The organism is Candidatus Saccharibacteria bacterium oral taxon 488 (genome assembly GCA_010202645.1).
Taxonomy (GTDB): Bacteria; Patescibacteriota; Saccharimonadia; order Saccharimonadales; family Saccharimonadaceae; genus Nanosynbacter.
The window spans coordinates 546465-564519 of record CP047920.1 but is presented as its reverse complement, the minus strand read 5'-3'; the positions used below and the strand labels follow the sequence as shown (position 1 = coordinate 564519).

Annotated in this window: 18 protein-coding genes; 17 read left to right on the top strand and 1 reads right to left on the bottom strand. The window is 52.3% G+C overall.

Annotation, left to right across the window (positions count from 1 at the left end):
• Window positions 1–8: 8 nt before the first annotated feature.
• Genes GWK77_03055 through GWK77_03045 form a run of 3 tightly spaced genes read left to right on the top strand, consistent with a single transcriptional unit; the run spans window position 9 to window position 3929 of the window.
• Window positions 9–482 (top strand): hypothetical protein, encoded by a 474-nt coding sequence (locus GWK77_03055; GenBank protein ID QHU93132.1) that lies wholly within the window; start codon window positions 9–11, stop codon window positions 480–482.
• A complete protein-coding gene (locus tag GWK77_03050) occupies window positions 392–1333 on the top strand; it encodes a hypothetical protein (protein QHU93131.1) in 942 nt (313 codons plus the stop codon). The genes GWK77_03055 and GWK77_03050 overlap by 91 nt, the downstream gene beginning before the upstream one ends.
• A 13-nt stretch (window positions 1334–1346) precedes the next feature.
• Complete coding sequence (locus tag GWK77_03045) at window positions 1347–3929, top strand: leucine--tRNA ligase (protein QHU93130.1); 2583 nt, start codon at window positions 1347–1349, stop codon at window positions 3927–3929.
• Window positions 3930–3932: 3 nt separating this feature from the next.
• Here GWK77_03045 and GWK77_03040 read toward each other — a convergent pair whose 3' ends face one another.
• Window positions 3933–4346, bottom strand: coding sequence for a hypothetical protein (locus tag GWK77_03040; GenBank protein QHU93129.1), 414 nt, complete (start codon window positions 4344–4346; stop codon window positions 3933–3935).
• Window positions 4347–4530: 184 nt separating this feature from the next.
• Here GWK77_03040 and GWK77_03035 point away from each other — a divergent pair, with 184 nt between their 5' ends.
• Genes GWK77_03035 through GWK77_02970 form a run of 14 tightly spaced genes read left to right on the top strand, consistent with a single transcriptional unit; the run spans window position 4531 to window position 18050 of the window.
• Window positions 4531–4680, top strand: a complete 150-nt coding sequence (locus GWK77_03035) for a hypothetical protein (protein QHU93128.1) — start codon at window positions 4531–4533, stop codon at window positions 4678–4680.
• 27 nt (window positions 4681–4707) lie between these two features.
• Window positions 4708–5163 carry a transcription antitermination factor NusB gene (nusB, locus tag GWK77_03030; protein ID QHU93127.1) on the top strand — a complete coding sequence of 152 codons (456 nt, stop codon included), beginning with the start codon at window positions 4708–4710 and terminating at the stop codon, window positions 5161–5163.
• Window positions 5144–5641: an NUDIX domain-containing protein gene (locus GWK77_03025; GenBank protein ID QHU93126.1), complete on the top strand. Its 498-nt coding sequence runs from the start codon at window positions 5144–5146 to the stop codon at window positions 5639–5641. The genes nusB and GWK77_03025 overlap by 20 nt, the downstream gene beginning before the upstream one ends.
• Window positions 5642–6265, top strand: a complete 624-nt coding sequence (rnc, locus tag GWK77_03020; protein ID QHU93125.1) for a ribonuclease III — start codon at window positions 5642–5644, stop codon at window positions 6263–6265. It begins immediately after the preceding gene.
• Window positions 6244–6357, top strand: coding sequence for a hypothetical protein (locus tag GWK77_03015; GenBank protein ID QHU93124.1), 114 nt, complete (start codon window positions 6244–6246; stop codon window positions 6355–6357). The genes rnc and GWK77_03015 overlap by 22 nt, the downstream gene beginning before the upstream one ends.
• Window positions 6358–6403: 46 nt before the next feature.
• A complete protein-coding gene (gene pyk, locus GWK77_03010) occupies window positions 6404–7828 on the top strand; it encodes a pyruvate kinase (GenBank protein ID QHU93123.1) in 1425 nt (474 codons plus the stop codon).
• 12 nt (window positions 7829–7840) lie between these two features.
• Window positions 7841–9076 (top strand): phosphoglycerate kinase, encoded by a 1236-nt coding sequence (gene pgk, locus GWK77_03005; GenBank protein QHU93122.1) that lies wholly within the window; start codon window positions 7841–7843, stop codon window positions 9074–9076.
• 16 nt (window positions 9077–9092) lie between these two features.
• Window positions 9093–9857: a triose-phosphate isomerase gene (locus GWK77_03000; GenBank protein QHU93426.1), complete on the top strand. Its 765-nt coding sequence runs from the start codon at window positions 9093–9095 to the stop codon at window positions 9855–9857.
• Window positions 9858–9865: 8 nt separating this feature from the next.
• Window positions 9866–12070, top strand: a complete 2205-nt coding sequence (locus tag GWK77_02995) for a hypothetical protein (GenBank protein QHU93121.1) — start codon at window positions 9866–9868, stop codon at window positions 12068–12070.
• A gap of 5 nt (window positions 12071–12075) precedes the next feature.
• Window positions 12076–14166 (top strand): UvrD-helicase domain-containing protein, encoded by a 2091-nt coding sequence (locus tag GWK77_02990; protein ID QHU93425.1) that lies wholly within the window; start codon window positions 12076–12078, stop codon window positions 14164–14166.
• Window positions 14167–14184: 18 nt separating this feature from the next.
• On the top strand, window positions 14185–15408 hold the full coding sequence (locus GWK77_02985) for a DUF348 domain-containing protein (protein ID QHU93120.1): 1224 nt from the start codon (window positions 14185–14187) through the stop codon (window positions 15406–15408).
• Window positions 15409–15465: 57 nt separating this feature from the next.
• The gene (locus GWK77_02980; GenBank protein ID QHU93119.1) at window positions 15466–16524 is read left to right on the top strand and encodes a DUF348 domain-containing protein; all 1059 of its coding nucleotides are present in this window, start codon (window positions 15466–15468) and stop codon (window positions 16522–16524) included.
• Entirely contained in the window at window positions 16525–17313 is a 789-nt protein-coding gene (rsmA, locus tag GWK77_02975; GenBank protein ID QHU93118.1) for a ribosomal RNA small subunit methyltransferase A, read from the top strand.
• Entirely contained in the window at window positions 17310–18050 is a 741-nt protein-coding gene (locus GWK77_02970) for a hypothetical protein (GenBank protein QHU93117.1), read from the top strand. Before rsmA ends, GWK77_02970 begins: the two co-directional genes overlap by 4 nt.
• Window positions 18051–18055 lie beyond the last annotated feature (5 nt).

Below are 18055 nucleotides of genomic sequence, written 5' to 3'. Positions count from 1 at the left end.
GGAGGAATATGGACGACAAGGGTACGAATAGCAAGAAAACACCAGCGGATAAAGCTGCTGCGTCAACACCGCCGGCAGCGTCGCAATCGACGGTCGCATCAAGCTCATCACAGTCGACAACGACTCCGCCTACACAGGCTGATCAGCCTGCATCGACGCCGGCACGACCAGCATCGCCGACGTCGCAACCACCGATCATGAATTCGGTTATGCCGCCAAAAAAGAAAACCGGCCTCATCATCGGTATTGTTACCGGCTCGGTCGTATTGCTACTGGCTATCGCTGCGGTACTATTGTACTTTTTCTGGTGGCAAGATCCGCAGAGGATGGTAACTGATGCAGTGGTTAATTCATTCCAGACCAAAAGGTGGTTTCCTCAGGTAAACTCGTCATGGACCTTGGTAGCGGCAATCGGGCTGACATTAAGATTAAAGCCGTTGCCGACTCACCAAAATCAAAAACCGAGGCTACCATTACATTAGCGATCAACGGCATGGAGATCCAGCAAGACGTCATCCTCACAATGGTGGCTGATGGCAAGGGTACGATTTATATTAAGAGCGAACATCTAAAAGATATCGTGCGCCAGATGGTAGAGACGATCATCAAGGCTCGAAGCCGGGGAGTACTACCAGATACGCGGTCGACGATGATACGCGACCAGATCCTCAAACAGCTTGATGAAAAACTTAACAAAATTGAAGGCAAGTGGCTTAAGGTATCATTTGATGAGCTTGGAGCATCACATACAAACAAAGACACGTGCTCTCAAGAAATCTTTGATTTAATCAATGCTGACCAGCAGGTGCGTAGCGAACTGATCAACGCGTATCGCAAAAACAGCTTTGTGACGGTCAAAAAGGACACTAAGGTCGAGCCGCGTGATGGTGCGCCTGGCTTTGAAATTGATCTAGCTTCGGACGGTAAAATGTCAGACAAACTACGCGCATTTGTCGACTCCCTGGGGGATACAAAACTTGGCAAGAAAATCAAGGAATGCTATGGTGACAAAGTATTCAATACAGCAAATAAAACTACGTCGTCAAAGAGATTGCCCACTATACGCATCTGGGTCGATCCGTGGTCGCATCAACTGAAAGCGATTGAGATTAAGGCACACGGTTCAGATGGCAACAAGGACCAGAGCCTTACTATGGATATGACATTCGATTACAGCAAGTCAGAACAGATTGACATACCACCAAATGCCGATAATCTTAAATCAGTACTTCGGGATTTTGCCGGCTCATCACCAATACCGCCGCCGTTTGCTAGGGGTGGTACCTCCACGGATGAGAACGATGAAGACACCGACACTAGCGTCGAGAGATGATATACTAAGGAGTATGAGACGCTACAATCCGACGGAAATTGAGAAAAAATGGCAAGATAAATGGGAGGCTGACGGCACCTATGTCACTGATCTTAGTGATACAACGCGCCCAAAATACTACAGCTTGAGTATGCTTCCTGGTATCACTGGGGCTGGCATTCACATCGGTCACGGTCGGACGTTTCAGTTTGCTGACATCAAAGCGCGCCTGAAGCGTCAGCAAGGCTACAATGTGTACCATCCAATTGGTTGGGACAGCTTCGGACTGCCAGTGGAAAATTACGCTATCAAGGTTGGTAAAACGCCGCGGGTAGCGCACGATGAAGCCAAGGTTCATTTTAAGGAGCAGCTGAAATGCCTCGGCTTTAGTTATGATTGGTCAAAGGAGATTTCCACCGCTGACCCCGAGTATTACAAATGGACTCAGTGGATTTTTACGCAGCTGTACAAGCACGATTTGGCATATCAAAAGGAGCAACTGCAGTGGTGGTGCGATACCGACAATACGGTGTTAGCTAACGAGCAGGTTGAGGGCGGCAAATGTTGGCGCTGCGGCAACCCCGTTACCAAGCGCAACCTCAAACAGTGGTTTTTCCGCATCACGGCCTATGCTGATGAGATTTTGGAGGCGACTGATGACTTGGACTGGACGGAAATGGTCAAAACCATGCAGAAAAATTGGATTGGCCGGTCGGTCGGTGCGGAGGTTGAGTTTGCGGCTGAAGGCTGCGACGATGTCATCACTGTTTTCACTACGCGTCCTGACACGCTGTTTGGCGCGACATATGTGGCGTTGGCGCCAGAGCATCCGTTAGTATTTCAGTTGGTTAATGCCGACACGCGTGCCAAAGTTGAAGCATACATTCAAGCGGCGCAGAAAAAATCCGACGTTGAACGCCAAGAAAATAAAGACAAAACAGGCGTCTTTACTGGCAGTTACGCTATCAATCCAGTCAATGGCCAAAAGCTGCCAATCTGGACGGCTGACTACGTACTGAGTGGCTATGGCACGGGTGCAGTCATGGCAGTGCCAGCGCATGATGAACGCGACTTGGAATTTGCCGAAAAATTTGATTTGCCAGTAGTGCAAGTGATTGAAAAGCCAGAAAACTCGGCGGATGCTGGCTGTTACACGGGTGAAGGCGAATTGATTAATTCGGGCGATTTTGACGGCCTGCGCAGCGAAGAGGCTCGTGAACAGGTGGTGGCTTGGCTGGAGCAACAGGGCCTGGGTCGGAGCAAGACTACCTATAAGATGCGTGACTGGCTGATTTCTCGTCAGCGGTACTGGGGTGCGCCAATTCCAATGGTTCATGTTGATGGTTTCGAGCCAATTACTGTTGCGGATGAGTGCTTGCCGGTGATTCTGCCAGAAGTCGAGAATTTCAAGCCAACGGGCGGTAATACGTCAGTCTTAGCGCAAGTTGATGACTGGGTGCGCGTGTGGGTTGATGTTGAAACGGGTAAAACCATGCCGATTACTGAGCCGAAGCCAGCGGGCAACAATTGGCATGAAGGGCGGCGCGAAACGGACACATTGGATGGCTATGCCTGTTCCAGTTGGTATTTCCTGCGTTATCTTGACCCGCATAATGACGCCGAGGCGTGGGATCCAGAGCGCATTAATCACTGGATGCCGGTTGATTATTATAATGGTGCTGACCACGCGGTAGCACACTTGCTATACAGTCGTTTTTGGATGCGATTTTTCCATAAACTTGGTTTAGTGCCGACACCGGAGCCGTTCAAGCGAATGATGTATAACGCCTACATCATGGCGCCGGACGGTCAAAAGATGAGTAAGTCCAAGGGCAATGTCATCGATCCGATGGAGATTATGGACTCTGGTTACGGTGCCGATGCGCTGCGTGTTTACGAGATGTTCATCGCGCCGTACGATATGGATGCGCCATGGGATCCACGCGGGGTGCCGGGGACGTATCGGTTCTTAAACCGAGTGTGGAACATAGTGCAGGAGTTTTTGGCGGCGCCATCCTCCTTCAGAGTACACTCTTCGCTCGAATCTCCACAGGAGATTACTCGTGAGCGTTCGGCTGGAGTGTCCGCTACTCGCGAACCCTCCACAGCCTCTGTCGGAGGGGGTGACGCCGTCACCCTTCTCCGCCTAACGCACTCAACCATCAAAAAAGTCACTCGCGACATCGAGGACGAAAAGTTCAATACGGCCGTAGCGGCGATGATGGAGATGGTCAATGGCCTATACAAGTTCAAAGAATCACACGGCATGCAAGTGTCGGAAACGTGGCGGTTCACCCTGGAGAGTCTGCTGCAGATTTTGGCACCATTTGCGCCGCACATCACGGAAGAGTTGTGGCAGGAACTGGGCCATACCGACACCATTCACGTCAACCATTGGCCAAAATGGGATGAGCAATATCTGGTGAGCGATGTGATGACGATCATCGTGCAGGTCAATGGCAAGCTTCGATCGAAGCTTGAGCTGCCGACCGACATCGACCAGCAGGGCGTTGAAGCAGCAGCTCTGGCTGATGAAAAAGTTTGCTCCTATCTCAATGCCCGGGCACCGAAAAAGGTGATTTATGTGCCAGGGAAGTTGGTGAATATTGTTGTCTAGATATTAACTATTAAAGGGTCTGGTTGTTACCGAGCCGTTCTCGTGTACCTCGACCCGTACGCGTGTTCCCTGCGGAAGACCAGCGAGCTTCTTGGATTCTGTGGCACAGCCCACTATATCAATCTGTGGAGTATGACTAGCACCGGCATCTCTTACAGCAAAATCTGCTGCTGCACATACATCTGAATCCTTTGTAACACCAGCCTTAGGATCGTAATGCATCATATAAGAGCCAACTAGGGGTGGTCCTGGCGGCTCTTTATCGGCGTTGGCGATACCGTTAATGCCGACGCCGAGACCTGCCGCCATTGCCGCCAGCATCGCCCATGACCCGATGGCCAGTTTCAGTTCACCTAGTCGACTTAGTGCTTCCCCAGACTGAGGGGGTAGGTTTTTCTCATCCTTTTTCTTATCCATGGTTGGTAGGACATATCCTTTCTATCGTAAGTGATGTCTATGATATTACCATAAATATTATATAAAGTCAACAATACCCCCTGACAGCGTATTGCCACTGCTCTGCATCCCCTTGAGAAATCTATCAAAAACCGGTATAATGAAGCCCAAGTGTTACATAAACTGAAATAAAGGAGATTTTTCTATGGCACAACCAAAAAAGCAGAGCAGTCCGCGCAAGACCGGTCTGCGTCGCAGCCACTTGGTACTGAAATTAGCACGCCGCGTCAACGGGACGTCACCAGTGAAGGTCAAGACGACCAAACGTGAGACTGGTAGCAAGAGCACAAAATAAACTAACACGAACAGGAACGTTTTTGTCATGGCTTCAAACCGTCACTTAGGACGAATCGTCGCGTTGCAGACGTTATACGAGATTGAGTTTCGCCAGGAAGTTGGCGACAGCGAGATTAATGTCGCCGATATCTTGACGCGCAATCTTGAGAAATACAAATCATCAGTCGATGATGTCGAGTTTGTGCGAAGTCTGATCGATGGCGTCACCGTGCATAAAGCAGAGCTTGATGATAAACTTCGTCCGCTGGCGCCAGAATGGCCGATTGAGCAGATATCGCGAATTGATCGGACGGTGTTGCGGCTCGGGCTGTATGAATTATTGTTTTCTCGGGCAGTGGTGCCGCCAAAGGTGGCCATCAACGAAGCAGTGGAACTGGCAAAAACGTTTGGTTCGGATAACTCAGGGAAATTTGTGAACGGTGTGCTCGGCACAGCGTATCGCTCCCTTCAAGAGGACGCCGATGAAGACAAGCAGCTTTGATCATATCAAGAAATATTTTGGCGGTCGCAAAAAACCGTCGATCCAGGAAATAGTTCGCGAGCCAACCGCCGGCGGCGTGGTGTTTCGACGTAATAAAAAGGGTGATGTTGAGTTTCTACTTTATCAAGACGCGCGGGATCGCTGGACCATTCCCAAGGGCCATGTTGAGCCGGGCGAGACAGCACAAGCCGCCGCCAAGCGTGAGGTTGGCGAGGAGGCTGGCCTCAAGAATATCGAGGTATGCGGCTGGCTGGGCAAAATTAATTTTCGCTACCGCCGGCTTGATAAATTAGTACTGATTTCGCAGCAAGTATACCTGATGAAGGCGCTTGATCCGGACGAAAAACTACAAAAAGAAGACTGGATGAATGGCCTCAAGTGGTTTACCTTTCATGAGGCGCTGGATGAGATTGAGTATGAGGATATTGGCAAGTTAATTCTGCTCGCTATGAAGCGAATCAGGCAGGAGAATCTATAGATGAGCGGGATGAATACGGCGCCGTATCAGGAGTTTGCGCGTGAGAAGCTAGGGTTTGAGTTTAATAACTTGGATCTGTTGATTACGGCTTTGACGCATCGTAGCTACGTTAATGAACACAGAAAATCAGTCCACGGGCATAACGAGCGGTTGGAATTCCTCGGTGATGCGGTGTTGGAGTTAGCGGTAACGGAGTATTTATTTACGCACTTTTCTGAGCCGGAAGGAGTTTTGACGGCGTGGCGGGCGGCACTGGTGCGCACGGAAAGTATCGGTGCGGCGGGTGATAAATTAGGTTATGGGCCGCTGATTCGTATGTCAAAGGGTGAGAAAAATGGTTCAGACCGGGCGCACTTGCAGATTTTAGCCAATGCGTTCGAGGCGGTGATCGGCGCGATTTATCTGGAGCGCGGCTTTGATGATGCGCGCGATTTTATTCATAAACATATCATCGTTAAGTTGGACGGAATTTTGGAATCAGGCAGCTGGCGCGATCCGAAGTCGTATTTACAGGAAATTTCTCAGCGCGTTGATGGTCAGACGCCGGTGTACAAAGTTTTGGGCGAGGAGGGCCAGATCATGATAAGGTATTTACGCTCGGGGTGTTCGTCGGTGAAACGCTGATGGGGCGCGGCGTGGGCCCGTCCAAACAAGTGGCTCAACAGCAAGCCGCCCGTCAAGCGATCGCTCGATATCGGGCAGCGAATTCTGAATAGTGATTATATCTTTTCTCAGCGTCTAACCGGTGTTATAATCAAAAGGATGAGTAACACAATTTTTAAACGTACCAAAATCCTAGCGACTGTCGGTCCGGCAACGATGAGTCAGGATAAAATTAGTCAACTTATGCAGGCCGGTGTCAATGGCTTTCGTCTGAATTTCAGCCACGGTAGTTATGACGAGCGGCGTGAGCAAATCGACTGGATTCGCACGGCCAGTCATGAGCAGGGCAAACCAGTTGCCATTCTCCAAGACCTTCAAGGTCCAAAAATCCGCCTCGGCGTTCTCAAAGATAACATGCTGACGGTGCGGGCTGGTGATATGCTGACGCTTGATTCGTCAATCACAGAACACGATGGAAGTTTCAATCTGCCTGTCCAATATAACCTCGCTGAGAAAATGAAAGTTGGCGAGCCGCTGTATATGTTTGATGGCAAGATCAAGTCGATCGTTCGTGAAATTGCTGGCCCAACGGCCATCAAGGTGGAGGTGCAGAATGACGGATTTTTGATGAGCCGTAAAGGGTTGAATCTGCCAGATACCGATTTTGGTGGTGATATCTTGACACCAAAAGATATCGCCGATATTGAGTGGGCAGCCAATCAAGATTTTGATTATGTGGCGCTTAGTTTTGTACAGACGGAGGACGACATTATCGATCTGCGCTCGCGGCTGACGGCGCTGGGCTCGGATGCGTATATTATTGCCAAAATCGAGACCAAGTCAGCGATCTCTGATGAGCATCTGGAGGAAATCGTCAAGGCGAGTGACGGCATCATGGTGGCGCGCGGTGACCTGGCGGTTGAGGCTGGGGCCGAGATCGTGCCAGTTATCCAACGGCGTATTATCGCTCTTTGTCGTAAATATTCTAAGCTCAGTATCGTCGCGACACAGATGATGGGCAGTATGGTTGACAATCCTGAGCCATCTCGCGCTGAGGTGAGCGATGTTGCCAATGCGGTCATCCAGGGTGCTGACACGGTGATGTTGTCGGATGAAACGGCCAACGGTAAATATCCGATCGAGACAGTGCAGGCGATGCGCCGGACGATTATGTACACTCAGGAGCACAGTGATGTCATGGCGGTTGAGTCAAGCGAGAAGCGTCGTAAGCACGATGCGCTGCTCAGCTACACGGCGGCGCGGTTAGCCACAGAGCTTAAGGCGCGGGCAATTATTGCCGAGACTAGTACGGGTGTAACTGCGGTGAATGTCGGCGCCTTTCGGCCGAATATGCCGATTATTAGCGTGACTGATAGCCAAAAAACCGCTCAAAAATTAGCACTCAGTTACGCCACGCGCTCATACGTTCGTCCAAGTGGCCTGGGTTCGGCCAATAAATTAGCAGAAGAATTGAAGGCCGAAGGTTACTTTGGCGAGGATCCAGTGACGTTGGTGCTGGTCAGTGGTCATCAACCGGGCCGGCCGGGCAAGACCGATAATATCCAGATCCGGACAATGGAGTAGGACGAGAAAAGGGTGGGCAGATTTTTCAAGCAAACAATTCATGACGTTAATCTCCGCGGGCTAACCGTCCTGGTGCGGGTTGATTATAATGTGCCCTTGACTACGACTGGTGGGATCGCCAGTGACTTACGAATTCGTGCTAGTTTGCCGACTCTATGCTATCTATTAGAGCAACGCTGCAAGATTGTTTTGATGAGTCACCTCGGGCGGCCAAAGGGGGTCGATCCGGCATACAGTCTGCGTCCAGTGGCGCGCCGACTGGCTGAGCTGCTCGGGCGGCCAGTGCAGTTTATTGATGGCTGTGTCGGTGATAAGATTCGTCAAGCAGCGCGGCATATGGCAGCCGGCGACATACTGATGCTAGAAAATTTGCGGTTTTATGATGAGGAGTCGCGTGACGATATGGTGTTTGCCAGGGCAATTGCTCGGGCAGTGCGGCCGGATTATTTTGTGCAGGATGGTTTTGCGGTGGTGCATCGAGCCCACGCCAGTACCCATGCGATTACATTATATGTGCCGGGGCTGGCCGGTGATCTATTGGTGCACGAATATACCGCGCTAACCGCAGCGATGTCGCATCCAGCGCGACCACTAGTGGCGATTATTGGTGGTGTGAAGATTGCTGATAAGATTGCGCTGATTGAGCGGCTGATTGATAAAGCTGACACGATTCTCATCGGTGGGGCGATGGCCAACACCTTCCTCGCCTATCGCGGCCATAGGATGGGCCACAGTACGGTTGAGCCGGATCAAGAGCAGGTGCTGGCGGCCATCTACCGCCGTGCTGCCGAGAAAGTTGGTGGTGAGCGGGTCGATCAGTTTTTGCGGCTGCCTAGTGATGTAGCGGTGGCTTTGTCACCAGAAACATCGGGCGATCGCCATGAAGTGTCGGTTGATGGGATCGGTGACGGTGAGATGGCGCTAGATATTGGTGCTGAGACGATGGCGCAGTTTGCCTCGGTGATTGCCTCGGCGAAAACAGTCATTTGGAACGGGCCGCTGGGGTATTCGACTAATCCGTTGTTTGCTCGGGGGTCGGCTCGGATCGCCGAAGCCATCGTACAAAATCACGGCGTTACGTCAATTATTGGTGGTGGCGATACGGCGGAGTTTGTCCTTGGGTGGGATGGGCATGACGGCAAGCAATTTTCGCATATTTCGACCGGTGGCGGAGCCAGCCTCGAGCTGATGAGCGGTAAAAAATTACCAGGTGTGGAAAGTTTACTAGACGCACACGGACTAAAATGATACACTAAACATAAGCATTATGACGCGAAAAACACTCATTATCGGCAATTGGAAGATGAACCTCACTATGCATGAGGCCAGTTTGTATTTACATAAGCTGATGGAGCAGCTGCCAGTCCGCCGCGACGTCGAGGTGGTGGTAGCGCCAACGATGTTGACACTGCAAAGTTTGAGCTTGCAAATCAAGCGTCGGATCGTCAAGCTCGCCGCCCAAAATTGCTACTGGCGTGACCATGGTCCGTACACCGGCGAGGTGCCAGCGGCACATCTACATGGTATGGTCGATTATGTCATTATCGGCCATTCGGAGCGGCGACATATATTTATGGAGAGCGACAAGGATATTCGTTTCAAGGTGCAGGCGGCACTGCGTAATCGGCTTCAACCAATCCTCTGTATTGGTGAAACGGCACACGAGCGGACGCTAGGCGAAACGCGCGAGGTGCTCCAGGATCAGATTGTAAATGGCCTGGCAAATATTACAGCTGAGGAAATAGACCACGTGGTGATTGCTTACGAGCCAGTCTGGGCGATCGGCAGTGGTGAGTATGCGCAGCCGAGTGACCTTGCCAAGGTGCTCAAGGTGATTCGCCGGCAGATCACGCATTTATTTGGCAAGGAAGCAGCCGAAGCGATACGCGTGGTATATGGCGGCAGTGTCTCAGTCGATAACGCCGGTGATTATCTCGCGGTGGTGGGACTTGATGGACTGTTGATTGGCGGAGCGAGTCTGGACGCATATCAATTTACGGAGATAGTAAAAAAGGCGCATAAAGAATAGGGGGGCTTATGTCAGACATTGATTTTGACGAACTTGATCGGGCGGTGACGTCACTGATGCAGAAACGGGCGGAAAAAGAAGCGGCTCAGCAGGCGGCCGGTGTTGATACGGACGTGGCGACGTCGACGGCACCCGCAACCGGTGCTACTGAAGATGTGACAAATACATCATCGTCTGCACCAGTTTCTCAACCAACTCAGCCAACCGCTGCTCCGACCTCAACACAGCTCGAAACAGCAGATCAGGCCAGTACCCCTATCTCCCAGTCCGATTCAGCCGCCCAAGGTGGCGCTGCTACGCTGTCATCCGAGGCTGTTCGGTCTAGTTCTCTCGCCTCTCGGCCCGAGCCAGTGGCAACATCTCCGGTAGTGCCGTCACGCCCTCAGTCTCAGTCGGTAGCGCAGCCCACCGTGTCATTATCGACGCCGCTAAGCAGACCGGTAGCTACCGCACCGCAGCCGATTGAGAAGTCTGAAACAACATCAACGCCGCCGTCACCTGCCGCCACGCCATCAACACCGATTCCGCCATTGACCATCAAGCCGCTAACGCCTCCGTCGCCGACCGCTGCACCGGCATCGACGCCGGCACCGCTGTCGACGCCCGTGTCTGCGCCCGCATCTCCAACCCCAACCATATCAGCCGTACCCGCATCCGAGTCAACAAGTACCGATACGAGCAAGCCACCAGCCCCGGCCAAGACAACACAATCATCAGCCTCATCGGACACTCCAAGTGCGCCGCCGGCGGCTGCAGCAACACCAGCGCCGACTGCTGTCCCGATTTCTGTTACAAAGCCAGAGCCAAAGCCTGTCTCGAAGCTAACGCTCGAGCCGATACCGTCGTTCAAGACAACCTCGTCGCCTGTCTCGCCGTCGCCTACTTCGATACCAGAACCGCCGACCCGGTCAATAACCCCGGAGTCTAGTCATGACGAGCCACACAGTGAGTCACAGGGCGAGCCACCGACCTCACTACAGGAATCATCTACCAGGGAGACGGCTTCACCGTCGACGGAAGCCAATGGATTTCCGCGCGCTGCCTCAGAGACTAAACCGGCTGTGGTATTTCCAGATATCAAAACACCAGATAAAAAGGCAGACGACCAACCCGCCTCAGACGCGCCGCAGGATAAAGTGGCCGATACGTCAGCAGCAAAACCAACTGACGATTCCTCTGATACAGAACGCGGTAACGAGTCAACTGTCGCTCCCTCACCAGCTATTTCGCGTCGACCGTCTGGCCGTTTCATGGATGTTGTACATCCGTCATCTGTCATGCGCGGGCATAGCGTTTCTCAGTCGCGCGCTGGCGTGACGCTTCAGCCGACTGGTTCGTATCTCTCCAGTCGGACTGGTAATGACGGCCAGCAGGGTGTTAACATGGCTGAAACTACTGAGGACGTGTCAAGTGATATGATGGCAGATGATAGCACCGCTCACTCATCGGTAGCTGATCGCGAGATCAAGCGTCGACCACCACGCCTCGTTCTGCAGCCCGATCCATCGCATGTGGCTGAGGGTCTAACGTCAGACAATGTGTCGCTCAATACCAAGGACGTGCCTGATTATGAATCGATGGCCAGTGAAGCCGAAGCTAGTACTGACAGCGCCTTTATCGAGGAAGGCTTACTAGCAGAGGACGCTCCGGCTAAGGCAGCTGATAGTGAAGGGCTGACCATGGATGAATTAACGGCCGATGATGATCGTCTGGTGACGGATGCGGCGGCTGGAGACGAGGTAGTAGAACACCATGATGAGGCGGCTGATACTGACATTGCTGCTGATCGTACGAGCCTTGAAGCGACCATTGATGAAATTGAAGCCAGCGAGGTCAGTGAGCAACTCGACGCAGATGCTACATCGGTAGGCGCTTCGTCCAAGCAGCCCGCCGCTGATACATCGGAGCTAGACAGTGAGCTGATGGCGATCGAGTCGATGGACGAGAGTGACGCTGAGATAGCTGGTGATGAGACGCCACGTCGACCGCACACTCCGGGCGACATTCCTCAGCAGTACACCGCCGGTGACGAGATCGCGCCAGATCCAGAGCCGATGTTTGATGCGGCAGCCAGCCAGCCAGCCACCGGGGAAGCGCTCCAGCCTGATAAGAAAAAATCCGGCATCGGGACCATTCTATTGATCATTCTTTTTGCCCTTATCGGCGTTGGCGGCGGTGCAGCGGCGTACTTTTTCCTGCTATACTATAAGTAATGGACATCCTATCTGAACTCAACCCCGAACAGCGGCGAGCCGTCCAGCATGATGGCGGGCCGCTGCTTATTTTAGCGGGAGCGGGGAGTGGTAAGACAAAAACCTTAACGCATCGCATCGCCTATCTGATCAGCGAGCGAGGGATTTTTCCCAGCCGTATCTTGGCGGTAACCTTCACCAACAAGGCTGCTCGAGAGATGCGCCAGCGGTTGGCTGATATGTTGGGCGAAGACGCCTCGGATCGACGCTTCATGCCGTGGATGGGGACATTTCATAGTATTTGTGTGCGGCTACTGAGGATAGACGGGATGTCAATTGGCCTCGGTCGTAATTTTATTATTTATGATGAAGATGATCGGCTGGGTCTGATCAAGCAGTTGATGAAATCGCGTGGGCTGACTGATCGCGATATCAGGCCACGCCGTATCGCTGCGGCTATTTCTGCGGCAAAAAATGACATGCTTTCACCCGATGAGTATATGATGCAGGCGGTCGGCCCCACTAAGCAGCAAATTGCCGAATTGTTTGCTGCGTACGAGACCGCTATGCACCGGGCTGGGGCGCTCGATTTTGATGATTTATTGCTTAAGGCGGTGGAGCTACTGCGCTCCTCGCCTGATATCCGTCACAAATGGCAGCAGCAATTTCGCCACATTCTTATCGACGAGTATCAGGATACCAATGCGGTGCAGTATGCACTGATCAAGCTGCTAGTCGGTCCAGAGCGTAACCTCTGTGTGGTCGGCGATGATGCACAGTCAATTTATAGTTTTCGCGGTGCAGATTATACCAACATTCTTCATTTTGAGCGTGACTTTCCGGGTGCGGCAGTGATTAAACTAGAGCAAAATTATCGCTCAACAGGTGCAATTTTAACGGTGGCAAATAACTTAATCCAACATAATACCCAGCGCACCGACAAAAACCTCTGGACAGAAGCGGTTGGCGGGATGACGCCGCAATTGTGGCAACTGTACAGCGAGGCCGAGGAGGCACAAGCAGTGGCTGACGAAATTCATCGCCAGGCCAGGATGGGCCGAGCCTATAGCGACATAGCAGTACTGTATCGCACCAATGCCCAGAGTTACGCCATAGAGCGCGCGCTGCGTCAACGGCACATCCCGTATAAGATTGTGGGCGGTCTGCGGTTTCTGGATCGAGCAGTCGTCAAGGACGTACTGGCGTATCTCCGGTTATTATATCAACCCAGTGACCGCGTTAGCTTCGCGCGGATTGTCAACTTGCCGAAGCGTGGTATTGGTGCGGTGACCGTAGCGAAATTTCTTGACTGGAATGATCAGTCGGGTCGGAATATTATTGAAGGGCTAGTGGCGGTTGATGAGGCCGAAAGTTTGACCGCTCGCGCCAAGCAGTCACTGCGGGCATTTGGTCAATTGCTGCAAAAATTACAACAATTACTGAACGGCGCACCGGCCGAGGTTATCGAACAAATTATTGAGCAGACTGGCTACGGCGAGGCGGTAAATGATGGCAGTGTGCAGGCCGAAGAGCGGCTGGAGAACCTCGGTGTTTTGGTAGCTGAGGCGCGCGCCTACGCTGATGTATCGACATTCCTCGAAGACATGGCGCTGATGTCATCAAGCGATGGCCAAGCGGATCAGCAGGTTACCTTGATGACGCTGCACGCTGCGAAGGGTCTGGAGTTTCCGGTGGTGTTTATGACTGGCTTGGAGGAGGGGATCTTGCCGCATGCACGGGTATTTGACAGCGGTAAAGCGGATGATGTTGAGGAGGAGCGCCGCCTCTGCTACGTGGGAATAACGCGGGCCCGAGAGGTGCTGTTTGTGACCTGTGCTAGTTCACGGACGCAGTTTGGTCAGATTGGCTATAATCTGCCGTCGCGATTTCTCGATGAAATGGGGCTGATGAGCGGTGGTCTGGATGCGCCTGCCGCGCCGCCAGCCGATGACGTGTTTTATGATGACATAGGCCTAGGGGTCGGTGACCACGTGCGAAGCCCACAATTTGGTGCGGGTGAGGTGGTGGACGTTGACGGAATGGCGGTGACGGTGCAATTTGATGATGGTAAGACGAAAAAGCTTAATGTAGAATTCGCCAGATTAGAGAAAATTTGATATAATACATAGCAGTTTGTGGCACTGTCCACGAGCGAGATTATGGAAAAGAGTTTATCTATTCGCTACCATTCAAAGAAGATTTTTCTATTGATCGGTTTGCTCGTGCTTGGAGTGACATTGATCCAGCTAGCGGATGCTGCACTGGCGCAGGGTACCGAGCGTCCATCACGGAGCGACGGCCAGCGTCTGATGAGCGTCTACGATAAGGGAGTCGAGAAAACAATTATCACTCGGGCAAAAACGGTGCGCGAGGCACTGAAGGCGGCGCGGATTGAGGTTGACGAGCGGCGAGATGTAGTGGAGCCAGCACTTGATGAAGAGCTGGTCGCTAGTTCATATAACGTTAATATTTTTCGAGCTCGGCCGGTAACGGTAGTCGATGGCCGGGCGCGTATTCGGCTAACCACGGCCGAGCAAACCCCGGCGGCAATTGCCAAAGCGGCGGGGATCAAACTCTATAGCGAGGATATTGTCGATATCCATGCCGCCGAAAACGTGGTTGCCAGTGGCACGAATGCAGTCTTGACCATCAAGCGGGCCACGCCGCTACAGCTCAATCTCTACGGGTCACTGGCTGAAGTACGCACCCACACGAAAACCGTCGGCGCGCTACTCAAGGAAAAGCGTGTCCAGCTGGCCAGTAACGATACCGTATCAATGCCGCTCGAGGCGCCGATTACTAGTGGTATGCGGCTGAATGTTTGGCGCAACGGTAGGCAGACGATCACAACTGATGAAGATGTCGCTTTTCCGGTCGAGACAGTGCGGGATGCCAATCGCGAGACGGGTCACAAGGAGGTGAAAGAGGCGGGCGAAAAGGGTCGGCGGACGGTGACTTATGAGATTGAGGTGCAAAATGGCAAGGAGGTGAGCCGTCGGGAGCTTGCTAGTCAGGTAACAAAACAGCCTAAAAAACAAATTGAAATTATCGGCACAAAGAATGCCGCTATGCCATATACTGGTGGCGGCAACAAAGATCAGTGGCTATCTTCGTCAAATGTTCCGCGTGACCAGTGGGGCTATGCCGAGTGGCTGGTGCAGAAAGAAAGTGGCTGGAATCCAAATGCTCGCAGCCGGAGTGGCGCCTGTGGTCTCGCACAGGCGTTGCCGTGTAGTAAAGTGCCAGGAAATCCGCTCAACCCAGTTGATTCGCTGAATTGGATGCATGGCTACGTGATGAGACGATATGGCTCGTGGGAAAAAGCGGTGGCGCACAGCAAGGCCAGAGGGTGGTACTAGTAATTATTAGATAAATATGGTATAATACGTCCGTTAATTAAGTACTAGAGCAGAATGATGAACTGGTGGAAATGGCAAATGGAGAAAGGCTGGCGGCCAGTTGTTTTGCTGGGCTGCTTCATGGCTTTCGTGGCCGGTGCGGTTGGCCTGCTACTATCTCAACCTACCCAAGCACAAGATAATCATGCCCAGTCGTCAGCGGAGCGGCTGGTGACGATTCGCGACCGTGGCCACGAGCAGACGATCATGACCCGAGCACGCACTGTACGCCAGGCGTTACAGCTGGCGCGGGTAACGGTTGATGAGCGGCGTGACGTTGTTAAGCCAGACATTGATATGGAGCTGACAGGAACAACATTTACGGTGACAATTTTTCGGGCTCGGCCGGTAACGGTCATTGATGGTTCGCGGCGCTCACATATTACCACAGCGGAGCAGACGCCGCAGCGAATCGCCAAAGCGGCGGGGATCACGCTGTATGTCGAGGATAAGGTTGAATTTATGACGAGCGATAATATGCTGCTGGATGGGACAAACGTGCTGATGAACATTACCCGTGCGCCACTGCGAACCGTGACCGAGGAGGTTGACATTGACTTCCCAGTGGAGCAGATCAAGGATGCGAATCAGCCGATTGGTTTTAAGGAGATCAAGCAGCTGGGCGAAAAGGGTATTCGTATCGTGACCTACCAGGCCCAGGCTGAGCGCGGTGTTGAGATTAGTCGTAAGGAAATAAGTAGCCGTATCAGCAAACAACCTAAAAAGCAAATCGAAGTGATCGGCACCAAGCCCAAAAATCCGTTAACCAAAGGCAAGGGTGCGCAAATATTTACCGACTCCAAGGGTGTGGCGCACCGCGAGACTTATTATGATTTACCGATGAATATTGTTGCTAACGCTTGCGGCGGCGGTGGCTACACGGTGCGGGCGGACGGTGCTAAGGTGGATAAGGACGGCTATATTTTGGTGGCGGCAAATTACGGTAATTATCCGCGCTGTTCGGTGGTGGAAACCAGCATGGGCCCTGGAAAAGTGTATGATACTGGCGGTTTTGCGGCCCGGCATCCGCATGGGTTTGACCTGGCGACTGATTGGACGAACGGGGACGGGCGTTAGATGGCGTCAGCGCGTGGGCCGAAAAAAGAATTAGGCCAGCACTGGCTGCGCGACCCAGAAGTCTTGGCGGATATTGCCGAGGCGGCGGAGCTGAGTAAAGATGATGTGGTTTTGGAGATTGGGCCGGGACTTGGCACATTAACCAGCCGGTTGTTGGCGCGAGCTCAGCGCGTAGTGGCGGTGGAGTTTGACGGGGATTTGGCGCGCAAGTTGCCAGGACAATTTCCCGGCAAAAACCTGGAAGTGATCAACGAAGATATTTTGCAATTTGATTTGAATCAGTTGCCGGCTGGCTACAAAGTGGTCGCCAACGTACCGTACTACATCACTAGCAAAATTGTCGAGAAGTTGATGACGGCGGAAAATAAACCGAGCTTGGCGGTGCTGTTGGTGCAGAAAGAGGTTGCCCAGCGTATCGCAGCGGAGCCTGGTGAAATGAGCATTTTAGCGGTTAGTGCGCAGCTATTTGCCGAGGCAGACCTCGATATTAAGGTGCCGCGGCAGTTCTTCACGCCGCCGCCAAAAGTTGATTCACAGGTGGTGGTATTGAGGACTCGCACCGAACCACTGGTCGCTTCTGAAGACCAAAAAGATTTTTTCCGCATTGTCAAAGCCGGTTTTTCGGCCAAGCGTAAAAAATTGCGTTCCAGCTTGAGCAGCGGACTGGGTGTTAGTAAAGATAGCGCCGAACAGTTGCTGAAAAAGGCTAACATTTCGCCTGATGTCCGTGCTGAGGATTTGGCGATTGACGATTGGCAGCGACTACTGAGTGAATGGCGGGCGCGATGATTGCGGCAGATCAGCCCGTCTGCTTTCCGTCCGATCTGCTAGTTGCGGTTTCGTCGAAAAATGACGGCACCATGCTCAATCGTATTCGCGGTCGCCACGTAGCTGACGTACTAGAGAACCGGCGGCGGTTTTGTGATCAAATTGGCATTACCTATGACGACGTTGTCTATCACGTAATTTCATATGATCAAGCGCAAACTTTTGATATTATTACCGAAGTCACTGAAACTGACACAGTGAAATACAACAACGAGGGGATTTTTGCTGACGCGCTATATACCGAAATGGCTGGCGTCGGCTTATTTTTGCCAGTGGCGGACTGTATCGCCACCGTCATCTATGATCCAAAACGCCGGGCGCTTATGCTGGCGCATTTAGGTCGACATTCGACGGTTGCACAGTTGATGTCTCAGGCCGTTCAGTATTTTGTCGAGCGCGGTAGCCAGGCAAAAGATTTACAAATTTGGATGTCACCAAGTATTACGCAGAAAAATTATCGTATGGATTATTTTGATCATACAAATGATACTAATTGGCACAATTTCTGCCGTCAAACGGCTGACGGAATTTATCTGGACATGCAAGGATTCAATCGTTCGCTAGCCATCCAGACTGGCGTGCCTGGTGATAACATTTTCATTTCGCCAATTGATACGGCGGACAATCCAAATTATTTTTCGCACTCATCGGGTGATACGGCGGGGCGAATTGCGGTAGTAGCAATGATGCGCGGGTGAGCCCT

Coding starts and splice junctions, on each gene's coding strand:
- GWK77_02980 (QHU93119.1), top strand. CDS start 15,466: ATGAACTGGTGGAAATGGCAAATGGAGAAAGGCTGGCGGCCAGTTGTT.
- rnc (QHU93125.1), top strand. CDS start 5,642: ATGAGCGGGATGAATACGGCGCCGTATCAGGAGTTTGCGCGTGAGAAG.
- GWK77_03025 (QHU93126.1), top strand. CDS start 5,144: ATGAAGACAAGCAGCTTTGATCATATCAAGAAATATTTTGGCGGTCGC.
- GWK77_03035 (QHU93128.1), top strand. CDS start 4,531: ATGGCACAACCAAAAAAGCAGAGCAGTCCGCGCAAGACCGGTCTGCGT.
- GWK77_03045 (QHU93130.1), top strand. CDS start 1,347: ATGAGACGCTACAATCCGACGGAAATTGAGAAAAAATGGCAAGATAAA.
- rsmA (QHU93118.1), top strand. CDS start 16,525: ATGGCGTCAGCGCGTGGGCCGAAAAAAGAATTAGGCCAGCACTGGCTG.
- GWK77_03040 (QHU93129.1), bottom strand. CDS start 4,346: ATGGATAAGAAAAAGGATGAGAAAAACCTACCCCCTCAGTCTGGGGAA.
- GWK77_02970 (QHU93117.1), top strand. CDS start 17,310: ATGATTGCGGCAGATCAGCCCGTCTGCTTTCCGTCCGATCTGCTAGTT.
- GWK77_02995 (QHU93121.1), top strand. CDS start 9,866: ATGTCAGACATTGATTTTGACGAACTTGATCGGGCGGTGACGTCACTG.
- pyk (QHU93123.1), top strand. CDS start 6,404: ATGAGTAACACAATTTTTAAACGTACCAAAATCCTAGCGACTGTCGGT.
- nusB (QHU93127.1), top strand. CDS start 4,708: ATGGCTTCAAACCGTCACTTAGGACGAATCGTCGCGTTGCAGACGTTA.
- GWK77_03050 (QHU93131.1), top strand. CDS start 392: ATGGACCTTGGTAGCGGCAATCGGGCTGACATTAAGATTAAAGCCGTT.
- GWK77_03055 (QHU93132.1), top strand. CDS start 9: ATGGACGACAAGGGTACGAATAGCAAGAAAACACCAGCGGATAAAGCT.